This is a genomic window from Mycobacterium sp. JS623, from assembly GCF_000328565.1.
Lineage (GTDB): Bacteria > Actinomycetota > Actinomycetes > Mycobacteriales > Mycobacteriaceae > Mycobacterium.
On record NC_019966.1, the window covers coordinates 4911293 to 4925286 of the forward strand.

Annotated in this window: 17 protein-coding genes and 1 pseudogene; 6 read left to right on the forward strand and 12 right to left on the reverse strand. The window is 65.4% G+C overall.

What is annotated here, in order from left to right:
- Position 1 precedes the first annotated feature (1 nt).
- A complete protein-coding gene (locus tag MYCSM_RS23920) occupies positions 2–1297 on the forward strand; it encodes an acyl-CoA dehydrogenase family protein (RefSeq protein WP_015308747.1) in 1296 nt (431 codons plus the stop codon).
- An 89-nt stretch (positions 1298–1386) separates the two neighbouring features.
- Here MYCSM_RS23920 and MYCSM_RS23925 read toward each other — a convergent pair whose 3' ends face one another.
- From MYCSM_RS23925 to MYCSM_RS23935, 5 genes and pseudogenes are all read right to left on the reverse strand, one after another.
- Entirely contained in the window at positions 1387–1998 is a 612-nt protein-coding gene (locus MYCSM_RS23925; protein ID WP_015308748.1) for a LysE family translocator, read from the reverse strand.
- A 3-nt stretch (positions 1999–2001) separates the two neighbouring features.
- Positions 2002–2169, reverse strand: a complete 168-nt coding sequence (locus MYCSM_RS36755; RefSeq protein WP_015308749.1) for a DUF5302 domain-containing protein — start codon at positions 2167–2169, stop codon at positions 2002–2004.
- A gap of 42 nt (positions 2170–2211) precedes the next feature.
- Positions 2212–2655, reverse strand: coding sequence for a PPOX class F420-dependent oxidoreductase (locus MYCSM_RS23930; protein ID WP_015308750.1), 444 nt, complete (start codon positions 2653–2655; stop codon positions 2212–2214).
- A gap of 34 nt (positions 2656–2689) precedes the next feature.
- Positions 2690–2863 carry a hypothetical protein gene (locus MYCSM_RS37340; RefSeq protein WP_157681387.1) on the reverse strand — a complete coding sequence of 58 codons (174 nt, stop codon included), beginning with the start codon at positions 2861–2863 and terminating at the stop codon, positions 2690–2692.
- 2 nt (positions 2864–2865) lie between these two features.
- Positions 2866–3264, reverse strand: a pseudogene (locus MYCSM_RS23935) (LLM class flavin-dependent oxidoreductase); the annotation flags it as partial.
- A 108-nt stretch (positions 3265–3372) separates the two neighbouring features.
- Between MYCSM_RS23935 and MYCSM_RS23940 the strand changes: the two are divergent.
- Together MYCSM_RS23940 and MYCSM_RS23945 are read left to right on the forward strand one after the other, a co-directional pair.
- On the forward strand, positions 3373–3891 hold the full coding sequence (locus MYCSM_RS23940) for a DUF1697 domain-containing protein (RefSeq protein ID WP_015308751.1): 519 nt from the start codon (positions 3373–3375) through the stop codon (positions 3889–3891).
- Positions 3888–4727 carry a class I SAM-dependent methyltransferase gene (locus MYCSM_RS23945; protein WP_015308752.1) on the forward strand — a complete coding sequence of 280 codons (840 nt, stop codon included), beginning with the start codon at positions 3888–3890 and terminating at the stop codon, positions 4725–4727. The genes MYCSM_RS23940 and MYCSM_RS23945 overlap by 4 nt, the downstream gene beginning before the upstream one ends.
- Here MYCSM_RS23945 and MYCSM_RS23950 read toward each other — a convergent pair.
- Positions 4724–5089, reverse strand: a complete 366-nt coding sequence (locus MYCSM_RS23950) for a GntR family transcriptional regulator (protein WP_015308753.1) — start codon at positions 5087–5089, stop codon at positions 4724–4726. The two genes, MYCSM_RS23945 and MYCSM_RS23950, sit on opposite strands and share 4 nt — an antisense overlap.
- Positions 5090–5126: 37 nt before the next feature.
- Here MYCSM_RS23950 and MYCSM_RS23955 point away from each other — a divergent pair, with 37 nt between their 5' ends.
- Positions 5127–5840 (forward strand): NAD-dependent deacylase, encoded by a 714-nt coding sequence (locus MYCSM_RS23955; RefSeq protein ID WP_041312608.1) that lies wholly within the window; start codon positions 5127–5129, stop codon positions 5838–5840.
- 15 nt (positions 5841–5855) lie between these two features.
- Here the strand turns inward: MYCSM_RS23955 and MYCSM_RS23960 are convergent, their stop codons facing one another.
- From MYCSM_RS23960 to MYCSM_RS23970, 3 genes are read right to left on the reverse strand one after another with little or no spacing between them, the layout of a single operon-like run.
- Positions 5856–6488: a class I SAM-dependent methyltransferase gene (locus MYCSM_RS23960; RefSeq protein ID WP_015308755.1), complete on the reverse strand. Its 633-nt coding sequence runs from the start codon at positions 6486–6488 to the stop codon at positions 5856–5858.
- Complete coding sequence (locus MYCSM_RS23965) at positions 6478–7164, reverse strand: TetR/AcrR family transcriptional regulator (protein WP_015308756.1); 687 nt, start codon at positions 7162–7164, stop codon at positions 6478–6480. Before MYCSM_RS23965 ends, MYCSM_RS23960 begins: the two co-directional genes overlap by 11 nt.
- A gap of 1 nt (position 7165) precedes the next feature.
- Positions 7166–9442, reverse strand: coding sequence for an MMPL family transporter (locus tag MYCSM_RS23970; RefSeq protein WP_015308757.1), 2277 nt, complete (start codon positions 9440–9442; stop codon positions 7166–7168).
- A 481-nt stretch (positions 9443–9923) separates the two neighbouring features.
- Here MYCSM_RS23970 and MYCSM_RS38750 point away from each other — a divergent pair, with 481 nt between their 5' ends.
- Positions 9924–10055: a hypothetical protein gene (locus MYCSM_RS38750; protein ID WP_085976635.1), complete on the forward strand. Its 132-nt coding sequence runs from the start codon at positions 9924–9926 to the stop codon at positions 10053–10055.
- A gap of 85 nt (positions 10056–10140) precedes the next feature.
- Here the strand turns inward: MYCSM_RS38750 and MYCSM_RS23975 are convergent, their stop codons facing one another.
- Genes MYCSM_RS23975 through MYCSM_RS23985 form a run of 3 tightly spaced genes read right to left on the reverse strand, consistent with a single transcriptional unit; the run spans position 10141 to position 13032 of the window.
- Complete coding sequence (locus MYCSM_RS23975) at positions 10141–11139, reverse strand: NAD(P)H-dependent flavin oxidoreductase (RefSeq protein ID WP_015308759.1); 999 nt, start codon at positions 11137–11139, stop codon at positions 10141–10143.
- 28 nt (positions 11140–11167) lie between these two features.
- Positions 11168–11920 (reverse strand): 3-hydroxyacyl-CoA dehydrogenase, encoded by a 753-nt coding sequence (locus MYCSM_RS23980; protein ID WP_015308760.1) that lies wholly within the window; start codon positions 11918–11920, stop codon positions 11168–11170.
- Between the two features lie 17 nt (positions 11921–11937).
- Positions 11938–13032 (reverse strand): CaiB/BaiF CoA transferase family protein, encoded by a 1095-nt coding sequence (locus MYCSM_RS23985; protein WP_015308761.1) that lies wholly within the window; start codon positions 13030–13032, stop codon positions 11938–11940.
- Positions 13033–13122: 90 nt separating this feature from the next.
- Between MYCSM_RS23985 and MYCSM_RS23990 the strand changes: the two genes are divergently transcribed.
- Entirely contained in the window at positions 13123–13944 is an 822-nt protein-coding gene (locus MYCSM_RS23990) for an enoyl-CoA hydratase (protein ID WP_015308762.1), read from the forward strand.
- The last annotated feature ends 50 nt before the right edge of the window (positions 13945–13994 follow it).

Genomic DNA, 13994 nt, shown 5'->3' on the forward strand with positions numbered 1-13994 from the left:
CATGTGGGACTTCAGCACCGACCCCGAGTTCCAGGCAAAACTCGACTGGATGGACTCGTTCGTCCGCGACGAAGTCGAACCGCTCGACCACCTCACCCATGCCGACGAGCACACCGTCTACGCGCCGCTCTCACCCGAACTCGCCAACATCGTGCGTCCCCTTCAAGACAGGGTGCGCGAACAAGGGCTCTGGGCATGCCATCTCGGGCCCGAGCTCGGTGGCCAGGGCTACGGTCAGGTGAAGCTCGCGCTCATCAACGAGATCCTTGGCCGAACCGCTTGGGGTCCGATTGTGTTCGGGTGTCAGGCACCCGACACCGGTAACGCCGAGATCCTCGCGATGTTCGGCACCGATGAGCAAAAGCAGCGTTATCTGCAGCCACTGCTCAACGGGGAGATCTTCTCCGCCTTCTCGATGACCGAACCCCATGGCGGCGCCGACCCGCGGCTGTTCCGCACCCGTGCGGTGCAGGACGGCGACGACTGGATCATCAACGGGGAGAAGTACTTCACCTCGAACGCCCGCAACGCCTCGTTCCTCATCATCATGGCGGTGACCGATCCCGAAGCCGGACACCGCGAGCGAATGTCGATGTTCCTGGTGCCCGTGGAAACGCCGGGCATCGAACGCGTCCGCGAGACAGGGATGATCGGCGACCCGCTCGGCGTCGGCAACCACCCACACATGCGCTACACGGACGTCCGCGTCGGCCCCGACGCGCTGCTCGGTGAGCGCGGCAAGGCCTTCCACATCGCGCAGGCCCGCCTCGCCGGCGGGCGGCTGCATCACGCGATGCGCACCATCGGGTTGGTCAAGCGTGCCTTCGACATGCACTGCGAAAGAGCGCTGTCCCGTGAGACTTTCAACGGCAAGCTTGCCGACAACGCCGTCGTCAAGGCTCAGATCGCCGAATCGTGGATGCAAATCGAGCAGTTCCGGCTACTGGTGCTGCACGCCGCGTGGCAGATGGACACACACGGCGCCGTCGCGGCCATGCCGTACGTGTCTGCGTGCAAGGTCGCAATGGCCCGCGTCGGACACGACGTCGTCGAACGGGCGATCCATCTGCATGGCGCGCTGGGCGCGTCCAACGAGACACCGCTGGCGCGGCTGTGGCAAGCAGTGCCGACGCTTGGGCTGATGGACGGGCCGAGCGAGGTGCACCAGGATGTCATCGCCCGCCGCGCACTCGCCAATTACTCGCCCGCGCCCGGCAACTGGCCCACCCAATTCCTACCCGACCTGACCGCGGCCGCCCGCCAACGGTACGAAGCGGCGTTGGAGCCAGCGCTCTAGCTCGCGATCACGACCGCCGAGTGTGGAGTTTGTGTACGGATTCCGGCCGACGAGCGTGCGGGTAACCCACGTTCGGCAGGGTGCGAGTGTCAGCGCGTCTGCGCAGCGAGCCTGCCCGCGAGGATGACGTAGGTCGCCGCGAAGCTGCGCCGCATCCACGCGACGATGCGCGGCCGCGAGATCACTTCACGCCTGACCGCCGCGGCGAACACACCATAGACGCTGAACACCACCAGCGTGACCGCCATGAAGATCGCGCTCAGCCACACCATGTGCAGCACCGCGCCGTCGCGGTCCGGCGCGACGAACTGCGGCAGGAACGCGAAAAAGAAGATCGTCAGCTTCGGGTTCAGCGTGTTCACCAGAACGCCCGACACGATCACCCGCCACGGCGATGGCTTTGCGTCATCGGCCTGCACCTCGAAGACCGACTTATCGCGAAATGTCTTCCACGCCAAGTAAAGAAGATACACAACGCCCAACAACTTGATGATCGAAAACGCCACCGCGCTGGCGTGCATGATGGCCGCCAACCCCGTCACCGCCGCGATCATGTGCGGCACAATTCCCAGCGTGCACGCGAACGCCGCCACCAGGCTGGCCTGCGGGCCGCGCGAGAGGCCGGCGGCCACCGTGTACAGCACGCCCGCACCCGGCGTCGCCACCACGATCAGCGTGGTGATCAGGAATTCTGGAGTCACGGGTTAACCGCTCTTGCGGCGGAACTCCCTGCGACTCTCCAGCGGTCCATGCGCCCGCGGCTGCTTGGCTCCGCCGTCCTTGTGATCGGATCCCCCAGCCGCCTTGGCCTTCTTCCGCTCCAGCGCTTCCCGGAACTTGCGCTTGGTGTCGTCTTCCGGTGCATCTGCCATAGGTCGCAGCCTAACCCTCAGCCGCCGGAGCCGTCGTGCCCATTACCGCTTGCCCGGCGGCATCCCGTAGACGTGCGAGATCGGCAGCGTCAGCACCACCCTGCGGTCCTCGACCATGGCCCTTCGATAGTCGTCCCAGTCGGGGTGCTCACCGGCGATATTGCGGTACAAGGCGATCAGCGCCTCGACGGTGTCGTCGTCTGGCGCCGCGGCGGGCGGAGTCAAGGTCGCGTCGCCCTCAGCGACGGCATACGCCCAGCCGTCATCGGAGCTGACGTGGATCGATGCCCGCGGATCACGCCGCAGATTGCGGGTCTTGGCCCGCTCCTCGGTGATCGACGCCTGGATGGCCACATTGGGCTTGTCGAACCAGTAGGACACATTCGACAACTGCGGCCTACCGTCGCGCTTGATGGTGGCCAGCACGCCGAGCGAATTCCCGCAGAGCAGCGCCAACAGCTTGTCGTCGAATACGTGGCGTCCCATGCGTCGAGCGTACGTCTGGACCGCCCGGCGGCGGCTACAACTTCCGCAGTCCCCGCAGGATCTTTGCGAAAGGCATCGCCGACGCCATGCCCTTGCGCAGGCTGCGCTGTGCGCCGCTTGAATTCGCAACGACTACGTACCGCACGCCATGATCGCGCCACTCGGTGACCTTGTCGATCACCTGGTCGGGCGTTCCGGTCAGATACATCTCCTCGAGCCCGTGCCGATGCCCAGAATGGCGCGTCCGCGGGTCAGCAGATGCAGCGTCGCCACGGCCTGCGCCGTGACCGCGCGATTGCGGCGTGCGGTGTCTGTGACGCACACGCCGAGCCGGAGCCGACCGAGGCGGTTATGTGCGGCGACATGTCCGAGCATCGTCCACGGCTCGAGGTAAGCATCGGGTGAGGGAGCCAATTTGGCCGCGCCCATGTACTTCTCGGTGCAGATCGACCGCGGGAACAGTGAATTGAGGTGATCGGGTACCCAGAGCGAGTCGACGCCTGCCGTCACGGCCGCCAGATGGCCGGCGCGCAACAGCGGGTCGGGCCCGTACCGGGTGTGGACGATGTTCTCGATCACCCCGACCCGGAATGCTGCTTGCTTGACCATGGCAGGCCTCCCCCGCCATGGATTGTTTCACCCGGAGCGCGCGCAAACGCGAAATCCGGTGCAGCCGTTCGCTGATGCGTGACTGGGCAAGCAAACTAAGATGACCGCATGACCCGATACGCTGCTTTCCTGCGCGGTGTCAACGTCGGCGGCGTGAACCTCAAGATGGCTGAGGTCGCCAAGGCCCTCGAAGAAGCCGGATTCACCAACGTGCGAACGATTTTGGCCAGTGGCAACGTCCTATTGGAAAGCCGTTCCGGGGTGGATGCGGTGCGCAAGAAGGCCGAGAAGGCGTTGCGCGACGCCTTCGGTTACGACGCCTGGGTTTTGGCTTACGACGTGGAGACACTGCGCACGGTGTCCGAAAATTTTCCGTTCGAGCGTGAGGTCGAGGGTCAGCATTCCTACGTCACGTTCGTCACCGACAAGGACGTGCTGGACGAACTGGCCGCGCTGGGCAATGATGCCGGGCCAGACGAGAAGGTCAAGCGCGGAAAGGGCGTCATCTACTGGCAGTGTCCAAAGGGCACGCTGGGCGCGACCATCGGGAAGACGATGGGAAACAAGCGCTACAAGTCGTCAACCACCACTCGCAATCTGCGCACTGTGGAAAAGGTATTGCGATGAGCTCTGCTCCGACTGCCAAGGCCGACGGCACGGTGTTGACCGGCGTCTCCGAGACCGCACTGCTGACCTTGCGGGTGCGCGCGAACGAGGCACGCAGGCCCGATTCACTCATCGATGACCCGTTGGCGATCGAACTCGCCGATGCCATCGACTACGACTACGCGAAGTTCGGCTTCGCCCGCCGACAGGACATGGCGCTGCGGGCGCTGGCCTACGACAGGCAAACCCGCCGCTACCTCGGCGACCATCCCAAGGCCACTGTGGTCGCGCTGGCCGAAGGTCTGCAGACCAGCTTCTACCGCCTCGACGCTGCCGGCATTGGTGACCAATTCAGATGGCTCACAGTCGATCTTCCGCCAATGATCGATCTACGTCGCAAACTTCTGCCCGCCTCGGATCGGGTGCGGATGTGCGCGCAATCCGCGCTCGACTTCAGTTGGATGGACGAGGTCGGCACTGAGCATGGCGTGTTCATCACCGCCGAAGGGCTGCTGATGTACCTCGAGCCCGACGAGGCGCTAGGGCTCATCGCCGAGTGTGCCGCGCGCTTTCCCGGTGGACGGATGATGTTCGATCTACCGCCCGCCGGCTTGGCGGCGTTGCACCGCCACGGCATGCGCACTTCGTTTCGTTACCGAGTCCCGCCGATGCCGTTCACGTTGTCGGTCTCGGACGCCGCAAATCTGGTCAACACCATCCCCGGCATCCGGGCCGTGCACGATCTGCCGTTTCCAGCAGGCCGCGGCAAAGTCCTCAACGCGTTGATGTGGACGGCGCAACGTCTTCCGCTGCTCGATCCGATCCGGCCAGTGCTGACGCTGCTGGAATTCGGCTAGCCGAACGCGGCCTCGACGTATTTGAGCGCCTCGTCCTTCTCGATCCCCAGCGCACGCGCCGCCGCCACAAACGTGTTCGCTGCGGTCGCCATCGCGGTATCGGCCGGATCAACCCTGGCGACGAAAGTGCCGAAGCGGCCACGGGTTTCGAGCACACCCGCCGACTCCAGCTCCCGATATGCGCGCGCCACCGTGTTGACCGCCAGGCCCATCTGCCCCGCCAGTTCTCGGACAGTCGGCAACCGGGTACCTGGCGTCAATCTGCCGTCCCGGATCGCGTCGATGATCTGCGTCCTGAGCTGGTCGAAAAGCGGCTTGGCGGCGTGCTGATCGACGCGTACCCAATCCCCCAACTCGGCCACGTGCTTCAGTATCGCTTAAACGGGCTACTTTGGTGATGTGCAGGTGACCGTGCTCAGCGGAGCAGGCATTTCCGCCGAGAGCGGGGTGCCGACGTTCCGCGATGCCGAGACGGGGCTGTGGGCGAAGGTCGACCCCTACGAAATCTCCAGCGCCGAGGGTTGGCACGACCACCCCGACAAGGTGTGGGCGTGGTACCTGTGGCGCCACCAGATGATGGGTTCGGTGCAGCCGAACGACGGCCACCTTGCGGTCGCGGCCTGGCAGGACTACGCCGACGTGCACGTAGTCACCCAGAACGTCGACAATCTCCATGAGCGGGCGGGCAGCAAGCGCGTCTATCACCTTCATGGCAGCTTGTTCGAATTCCGTTGCGACCGTTGTGGCCGCGAGTATCTCGACGAATTGCCGACGATGCCCGAGCCCGTGGAATCGGTCGACCCGCCGCGATGTGCATGCGGGGGATTGATCCGTCCGAATGTGGTTTGGTTCGGCGAAGCGTTGCCCGACGAAGCATGGCAGCGGTCGCTGGACGCGGTGACCACGGCCGACCTGGTCATCGTGGTGGGCACCTCGTCGATCGTCTACCCCGCAGCAGGTCTGCCCGAGTTGGCGCTGGCCAACGGGACCGTCGTCATCGAGGTGAACCCGGAACGCACGCCGCTGTCCGACGCAGCGACGGCCGTGGTTCGCGAGTCTGCAGCCACCGCGCTCCCCAGCTTGCTGCAGCGCCTGCCCGCCCTGCTTCCCTAGCGGGTTGTGTGCAGCTCACGGCTTGACTGCGCGGCCGATCGCGACTTCGGACGTTGGCACCGGCACCCACGCCGGCACCACCCACTCGCGGCGGGCGCCCGACACGTTGAAGCCGGCGTCGACGATCGTCCGCTCGGTGTGCCGGTGCGCGTGGCAGTTGCCCGCCATCCGCGGCCACAGCGTCACGTCCGCGACCTTCTGCAGTCGACTTCGCCACCCACTGCTCGCGACGTGCTCCAAGTAGCGCAGTTCACCACCGGGCTTCAGCAGCGAAAGCAGTTGACGCACAACCTGGTCGGGGTCGTCGACAGAACACAGCACCAGCGAGCACACCACCGCGTCGAATGGCTCCGCATCCGCAAACTGCTCCACAGTGTCCGTGCGGACGGTGACGGGCACCGACGCCGTGGCCGCCGCCTGCCGGGCCTGCACCGCCAACCGGTGCTCGGGCTCGACGGCGACCACCTCGGTCACGGTGTCGGGATACAACTCGAAGTTCGTCCCGGTGCCAGCGCCGACCTCGAGCACCCGTCCAGATAGGCCCGCGAGGTTCTCGCGGCGTAGCTGCTTCACCGACTCGGGCTCGTGGCTCGCCAGCCATGGCCACACCCTGGCGAAGAACGGGTTATCCACTTCGCTAGTGCGCATCGAACATTCCCTTCAGCTGGGCGATGGCCTCGGCGGGCGGCAGATCAGGATCGATCGCACCAGACACGATCTGCCCGACGCACACCGATTTCAACACTCGGTCGGCGAACTCTTCGGCATCGCCCCACGGCAGGTACGGCCGCGAAATCAGCAGCGCCGCGACCCCGTGTGCAGCGGTCCACAGCTCCAGCGCCTTGTCGACAGGATCGCCGGGCGGGTAGATCCCCTCCGCCATCAACGATTCCACCGACGCGCGCATGTGGACGAAGGCCGAACTGTTCAGCGCGACATCAACATCGCTGCCGGGTCGGCTTTCGGCCATGGTCGCGATCCGGTACAGCTCAGGAGTTTTCAACGCGAAGCGCACATACGCCAGGCCCTGCGCGCGCAGCACGTCGATGGTCGACTGCTGGTCGGCCGCAACCCGCTGCATCTCCTCGTCGAGCTTCTCGAAGTACCTCGCGCAGACGGCGTCGAGCAGCGCGTCCTTGTCCGCGAAGTGCAGATAGATCGACGGCGGCGTCACGCCGACCCGCTGAGCCACCGACCGAATGGATACCGCCTTCGCGTGTCCGGTTTCCAGCAGCAGTTCGGTGGCCGCGTCAAGGATCTCGTCACGCAACTGGTCGCCGGAACCGCGCGGGGCGCGGCGGCGACGCAACGGTTGGAGCGCCACGTTAACCAGTGTCCGCCACGGCAGCCGCGATGCGGTCGCGTTTCTCAACGGGCGCGTCGTCGTCGTGGGACTCGCTGATCCCGATGCGCTCGTGCAACCTGGCCAACGGCTTAGGCGCCCACCAATTCCACCGCCCGAGCACGTGCATGAAAGCAGGCAACAGCAGCATCCGGACCAGCGTCGCATCGGCGATCACTGCCAGCGTCAGGCCCACCCCGAACATCCGCATGAACGCCACCTGAGCGGCGATCAGCGCGGCGAACGAAATCGCCATCAACATCGCAGCAGCGGTGACGACGCGGCCCGTCCGCGCCAAGCCCAAAGCCACGCTTTCGTCGTTGTCAGCCCGGGTCTTCCCAGACTTGAGCCAGTATTCGCGGATCCGCGACACCAGGAAGACTTCGTAGTCCATCGACAGCCCGAACGCGATGCAGAACAACAGCACCGGCATGTTGGCGACGAGCGTTCCGGTCGGTGTGGTGCCCAGCGCGCCGAGGTGGCCTTCCTGGAAGATCCACACCAGTGCGCCGAACGCAGCGGTCAGCGATAAGACGTTGAGTACCAACGCCTTCAGCGGCAGTATCACGCTGCCGGTGAGCAGGAACAGCAGCACGAACGTGATCACCGCGATGATGCCGAGCACCATCGGCAGCCGCGACGTGATCGCATCGGAGCTGTCGCGGTTGACCTGCGCGACGCCGGTCAGCTCGACGTGCTGGCCTGCCGGTGGCGGCACCGCGCGCAACTGGTCGAGCTGGTTTTCGGACGCGTCGCTGAACAACGGCGCGGTGCTACCCACCGTCAGGAAAGCCCTGCCGTCCTTGAAACCCGTTGCGGCAGAGGGCGGTCCGACTGATCGACCGTCTGCGAACGTGCCGCCAGGCGCGGACACCGATGAGACGTCGGACACCTGTGACAGCGCCGAGGCGTAGCTGTCCATGTCAGCAGGCGTCACGCCGGTGGTGTTCGGTACGACGACGGTGACGTTACGTGCCGAATCCACTGTGAAGTTGGCGCGCAAGTCGTCGCCGACCTGACGGGCCGACAGCGACTGCGGCAGCACACGCTCGTCCGGGAAACCCCACTTGATGCCGAGGAACGGCGCGCCGAGCACCAGCAGCAGCGCGACGATCGCCACGCCGATCGGAACTGCCTGGCGGATAACGCGTTTCGTCGACCGATACCAGAAGGTCTGCTCGATCGGATTGCGCACCGGATCGGGCCGACGAAACACCCAGCGGGCCAGCCTGCGCGCGTCAAGGGCATCCAAGCGGTCGCCGAGCAGGGCGATAGCCGCCGGCGCCACCACCACGGCCGCGACGGCCGCGAACACCACCACCGCGATGCCCGCGTACGCAAACGACTTCAGGAAGTACATCGGGAACAGCACCATCGCGACCATCGACAAGGCGACCGTCATTGCCGAGAACAGCACCGTGCGCCCCGCGGTCAGCATGGTGCGCACCAGCGCGCGGTCGCGGTCGGCGCCGTCGGCAAGTTCATCGCGGTATCTGCTGATGATCAGCAGCGTGTAGTCGATGGCCAGCGCCAGGCCCATCGCAACGGTCAGGTTCAGCGCGAAGATCGACACGTCGGTGATCAGCGTGATGGCTCGCAGCACCGCCATCGACCCGAGGATCGCGAACCCGCCGACCGCCAGCGGCAGCGCCGCGGAGATCAGCCCGCCGAACACCCAGACCAGCACGATGAAGCTGAGCGGAATTGCGATCGATTCCATTGTCAGCAGGTCTTTTTCGCTCTGGGCGTTGATCTGCACGTAGGTCATCGCCTCGCCGCCCGCGCGCACCGTGACGCCATCGCGGTCATGGACGAGGCGCTCGGTCAGCTCCTTGGCATGCTGCTGTGCGCCGCTCTCACCGCCCGTGATGCCTGCGACGATCAAACCGCTCTTGCCGTCCCTGCTGATCAGGGCCGGCGCAGCGGACGTCGGGGCCGTCCAAGCGGAGGTCACATTTGCGACGAAGGGCGAGGCCTTCAGCTGGTCGGCGATGTTGGTGCCGACAGCGCGGGCCGCTGCGCCCTGCGCGCCTACGTCCGACGTCACGCTGATCAACAGCTCCATGTCGCCCTGGCCGAATTTGTCGACGAGCAGTTTCGTCGCCTGAGCGGACTCCGACGTCGGGTCCTGGAAACCACCCGCGGAGAGGTGCTTGGCGACGGGGATGCCGAAGATGCCACAGGCCACCATCACCAGGAGCGCAATCGCAATGATTCGTCGCGGCGCGGCAATGGCCAGCAGTGCGATTCGTTGCAGCACGTAGCGTCCTTCCCGTTGGATGCCCCCGATAACTTATCAGTGGTAACTTATCGGGGTCAACAAGTCTCTCTCAATAGCTACGTTGCGGGACCGTCTGGTGTTCACCCCGCAAGAACTCACAGCGTTGTCACAGTCGCCGAGGCTCCCGACACGGCGACGACGACTACCGAGCTGAGTACCCCGGCCACGACGTCATTAGAGGATGTAGGCCTGGCGATCCTGCGAATCGGCCTCGGCGCGACGACGCTTCAGGCGGCCCTAAGGGAAGGCGTTCGACTTCAATTCCGCCGTCAGTTTCATGGAATCCGGCGGCTGGCGTTTCGCTGCTGACCTGGATTTTGCTGAACGGGACTAACCCGATTCACCTCACCGCGCCGCCGACGGCTTAGCGACCCCGGAACCTACCCAGCGGTAAGAATTGCCACCATTTTCCGAATCGAGACTCAAAGATTCCTTAATGGTGATGGTTACTGTTCAGTACATGTGGATCGACGACACCAGTGCCGATGTCATCAAGGTTGACTTCGAGGCTCTCTACCACGGCGATGTCCTGGTTGAGGGCGACACCTCGGAGCAGCTCGCCGACGAGCAGACCCTGCCCACCGCAGTCTGAGTAAGCGCGCGCCGCAGGGCGCGCGTTCACCCATGACAGTTTGCCCAGTACGGGCGCTTCGTCGATTTTCTGTTTTCTGAGACTGCTAAGCCACGTTCTCTTCCGCCTCGAGCTCGACCATGTCGGCCAGCCGGCCGGTGATCAGCTCCTCGGCTTCCTCCACAATCCGCGCCACCAGCTCGCCGCACGTCGGGATGTCGTTGATCAGGCCCATCGAGGTGCCCACCGACCAAATGCCGGCATCCAGGTCGCCGACCTCGTAGACCTTGACGCCGCGCTTGCCTGCGACCAGATCCTTGACGTCCTCGAACTGCCCGCCGCCGTTGAGGATCTCGACGACCTCACGCGACACCGTATTGCTCGCCACCCGCGCCGTGTTCCGCAGCGGACGGAAGATCAGCTCGGTGTCGAGCTCGCTGCCCGCCACGATGGCTTCCTTGACGTTCTGATGAATCGCCGACTCCACGGTGCACATGAACCGCGAGCCCATGTTGATGCCGTCGGCACCCAGCGCCAGCGCGGCGACCAAGCCGCGCGCGTCGGCGAAGCCGCCGGAGGCGATCATCGGTATGTCGATCTTGGCCGACGCCGCGGGGATCAACACCAGACCCGGAATGTCGTCCTCGCCCGGATGCCCGGCACACTCGAATCCGTCGATGCTGATGCCGTCCACGCCGAGGCTCTGCGCCTTGACCGCGTGCCGCACCGAAGTGCACTTGTGCAACACCTTGATCCCGTTGTCGTGGAACATCGGCAGATGCGGCGCGGGATTCGAGCCTGCGGTCTCCACGATCTTGATGCCGGCGTCGACGATCACCTGCCGGTATTCGTCGTAGGGCGGTGGATTGATCGTCGGCAGAATCGTCAGGTTCACCCCGAACGGCTTGTCCGTCAGGTCGCGGCACTTGGCGATCTCCTTGGCCAGATCCGCCGGCGTCGGCTGTGTCAGCGCGGTGATGAACCCGAGCGCACCCGAATTAGCCACCGCGGCAACAAGTTCCGCGCGACCGACCCACTGCATACCACCCTGGACGATCGGGTGCTCGATGCCGAAGGTCTCGGTGAACTTCGTGGTGATCGTCATTTGTGCTCCCCACTCTTCGCGCAAGCGCTCATCGCGGCGCCATCCGGATCGCACCGTCAAGGCGGATCACCTCACCGTTGAGCATCGGGTTCTCGACGATGTGCACGGCCAGCGCGCCGTACTCGTCGGGATCACCAAGGCGGGCCGGATGCGGCACCTGCTTGCCCAACGACTGCTGCGCCTCTTCGGGCAGCGAGCCCAGCAGCGGGGTCTTGAAAAGGCCGGGCGCGATGGTCACGACGCGGATCAACTCACGCGACAGGTCGCGGGCGATCGGCAGGGTCATGCCGACCACGCCACCCTTCGATGCGGAGTAGGCGGCCTGGCCGATCTGTCCCTCGAACGCCGCGACGGAGGCGGTGTTGATGATGACGCCGCGCTCACCGTCGATCGGTTCGTTTTTGGCAATGCGCTCGGCGGACAGCCGAAGCACGTTGAAGGTGCCGATCAGGTTGACCTCGACGACCTTCTTGAAGGCGTCGAGCGGGAAGGGCCCGTCCTTGGACAGCGTCTTGGCCGCGTTGCCGATACCCGCACAGTTGACGTTGATGCGCAGCGGGCCGATCTTCTCGGCGGCGTCGAGCGCTGCGGTCACGGCATCGGGGTCGGTCACGTTCGTCTCCACGAACTGAGCGCGATCGCCAAGTTCCTTGACGGCGTCCTCACCCCGCAGGTCGACGACCACCACGGACGCGCCCCGGTCAAGCAGCCGCTTCGTTGTCGCCAATCCCAGTCCGGATGCACCACCCGTGACAACTGCTACGGCGTCTTTGATCTCCACTGATTGCGTTCCTTTCTCTAAACCCAGTCGCCAAGGACGGCTTCGGTGTCGGCGCCGGGCACGCCCGGCGGTTTCGGTTTACCCGGCACCGTGCGCGAAAACCGCGGCGCCGGTGAGGGATACAGGTAGTCGTTCTCGCGGTAGAACGTGTCGCGCTCGGTGTTGTGTGGTTCGGTCTCGACTTCGGCGAACGACAACACCGGCGCGACGCAGGCGTCGCTGTCGGCGAACACCTTGGCCCAGTGGTCGCGGTCCTGCGAGGCGAACATTTCCGTCAGCTTGGCGCGCAGCTCGGGCCAGCGGCTGACGTCGTTCTGGTCGGGCAGGTCTTTCGCGTCCAAGCCCAGCTTGTCGAGCAATTCGGCGAAGAACTGCGGCTCGATGCTTCCGACCGAGACGTAGCGGCCGTCGGCGCAGGTGTAGGTGTCGTAGTACGGCGCGCCGGTGTCGAGCATGTTGACGCCGCGCTCGTCGCTCCACATGCCCATCCCGCGGAACGCCCACATCATCGTCGAGAGCACGCTCGAGCCGTCGACCATCGCCGCGTCGATGATCTGGCCGTGCCCGGAGCGCTCGCGCTCCCACAGCGCAGACAGGATGCCGACGACGAGAAACATTGAGCCACCGCCGAAATCGCCGACCAGGTTCAGTGGCGGGACGGGACGTTCGCCGGCGCGGCCAACCGCGTGCAGCACGCCGTTGAGCGAGATGTAGTTGATGTCATGGCCGGCCTGCTGACTGCGCGGGCCGGTCTGGCCCCAGCCGGTCATGCGGCCGTAGATCAACTTCTCGTTGACCTTTGCGCAGTCCTGCGGGCCGAGACCGAGCCGCTCGGTGACGCCGGGCCGGAAGCCCTCGATGAGGACGTCGGCCTTAGCGACCAGCTGCAGCACGAACTCGCGACCCTCATCGCTCTTGAGGTCGGCCGTGACCGAGCGACGGTTGCGCAGCAAGTAATCGCGGCCGGGTTCGGTCGCAGGGCCGGGGTCCTTGCCGGGACGTTCGACGCGGACGACGTCGGCGCCTAGGTCGCCAAGCAGCATCGCGGCGTGCGGGCCTGGGCCGATGCCGGCCAGTTCGACGACTCGCAGTCCGTGCAGTGGTCCAGCCATGTCCAAACAGACCTCTCCGTTGAAGCGCTCAGGGTGACCGCCGACATATCTTACTTGTATAACCATGTGGGCCGACCTAGGGTGCCTTCTATGACGACAACGGACTCCCGCCCGGCCGCGTACACGAGCATCGACGACCTGTTCGTCGAACTCGCCGACGGGGTGCTGTCGGTGACGCTGAATCGTCCGGACAGCCTGAACTCGTTGACCGCGGCGATGCTCAAGGGCATCGGCGATGCGTTGGAGCAAGCCGCGGACGATCCGCAGGTCAAGGTGGTGCGGCTCGGCGGTGCGGGCCGTGGCTTCTCCTCCGGCGCCGGGATCAGTGAAGAGGACCACGCGAACCCGGGCGCTGCGGGCACTCCTGCGGATGTGCTCGACGCGGCCAACCGTGCGGTCCGGTCGATCGTTGCGTCGCCGCAACCGGTCGTCGCGGTCGTGCAGGGACCTTGTGCCGGGGTCGGCGCCTCGTTGGCGTTGGCATCGGATGTCGTATTGGCTTCGGAGAAGGCCTTTTTTATGCTCGCGTTCACGAAGATCGGGCTGATGCCCGACGGTGGCGCGTCAGCGTTGATTGCCGCGGCTGTCGGCCGCATCAGGGCGATGCGGATGGCGCTGCTGGCTGAGCGGATTTCAGCGGCGGAGGCGTTCGACTGGGGCCTGGTGACGGCGGTGTATCCGGCCGACGAGTTCGACGCCGAGGTCGCCAAGGTGGTCTCGACGCTGGTGTCGGGACCCGCGGTGGCGCTGCGCAAGACCAAGGACGCGATCAACGCAGCGACGCTGGTCGAGTTGGAGGCGGCGCTGGAGCGTGAGAAGCAGGGCCAGCTGGTGCTGCTCGAGTCGGCCGACTTCCGTGAGGGCACGCGCGCTTTCCAACAGCGCCGGCCGGCGACCTTCACCGACTCCTAACGTTGCACGTCCTTCCGCCCAAACTCACGTGTGGGCGGAAAATCGTTGGA

Coding starts and splice junctions, on each gene's coding strand:
- MYCSM_RS23920 (WP_015308747.1), top strand. CDS start 2: ATGTGGGACTTCAGCACCGACCCCGAGTTCCAGGCAAAACTCGACTGG.
- MYCSM_RS36755 (WP_015308749.1), bottom strand. CDS start 2,169: ATGGCAGATGCACCGGAAGACGACACCAAGCGCAAGTTCCGGGAAGCG.
- MYCSM_RS23930 (WP_015308750.1), bottom strand. CDS start 2,655: ATGGGACGCCACGTATTCGACGACAAGCTGTTGGCGCTGCTCTGCGGG.
- MYCSM_RS37340 (WP_157681387.1), bottom strand. CDS start 2,863: ATGTATCTGACCGGAACGCCCGACCAGGTGATCGACAAGGTCACCGAG.
- MYCSM_RS23940 (WP_015308751.1), top strand. CDS start 3,373: ATGACCCGATACGCTGCTTTCCTGCGCGGTGTCAACGTCGGCGGCGTG.
- MYCSM_RS23945 (WP_015308752.1), top strand. CDS start 3,888: ATGAGCTCTGCTCCGACTGCCAAGGCCGACGGCACGGTGTTGACCGGC.
- MYCSM_RS23960 (WP_015308755.1), bottom strand. CDS start 6,488: ATGCGCACTAGCGAAGTGGATAACCCGTTCTTCGCCAGGGTGTGGCCA.
- MYCSM_RS38750 (WP_085976635.1), top strand. CDS start 9,924: ATGTGGATCGACGACACCAGTGCCGATGTCATCAAGGTTGACTTCGAG.
- MYCSM_RS23975 (WP_015308759.1), bottom strand. CDS start 11,139: ATGACGATCACCACGAAGTTCACCGAGACCTTCGGCATCGAGCACCCG.
- MYCSM_RS23985 (WP_015308761.1), bottom strand. CDS start 13,032: ATGGCTGGACCACTGCACGGACTGCGAGTCGTCGAACTGGCCGGCATC.
- MYCSM_RS23990 (WP_015308762.1), top strand. CDS start 13,123: ATGACGACAACGGACTCCCGCCCGGCCGCGTACACGAGCATCGACGAC.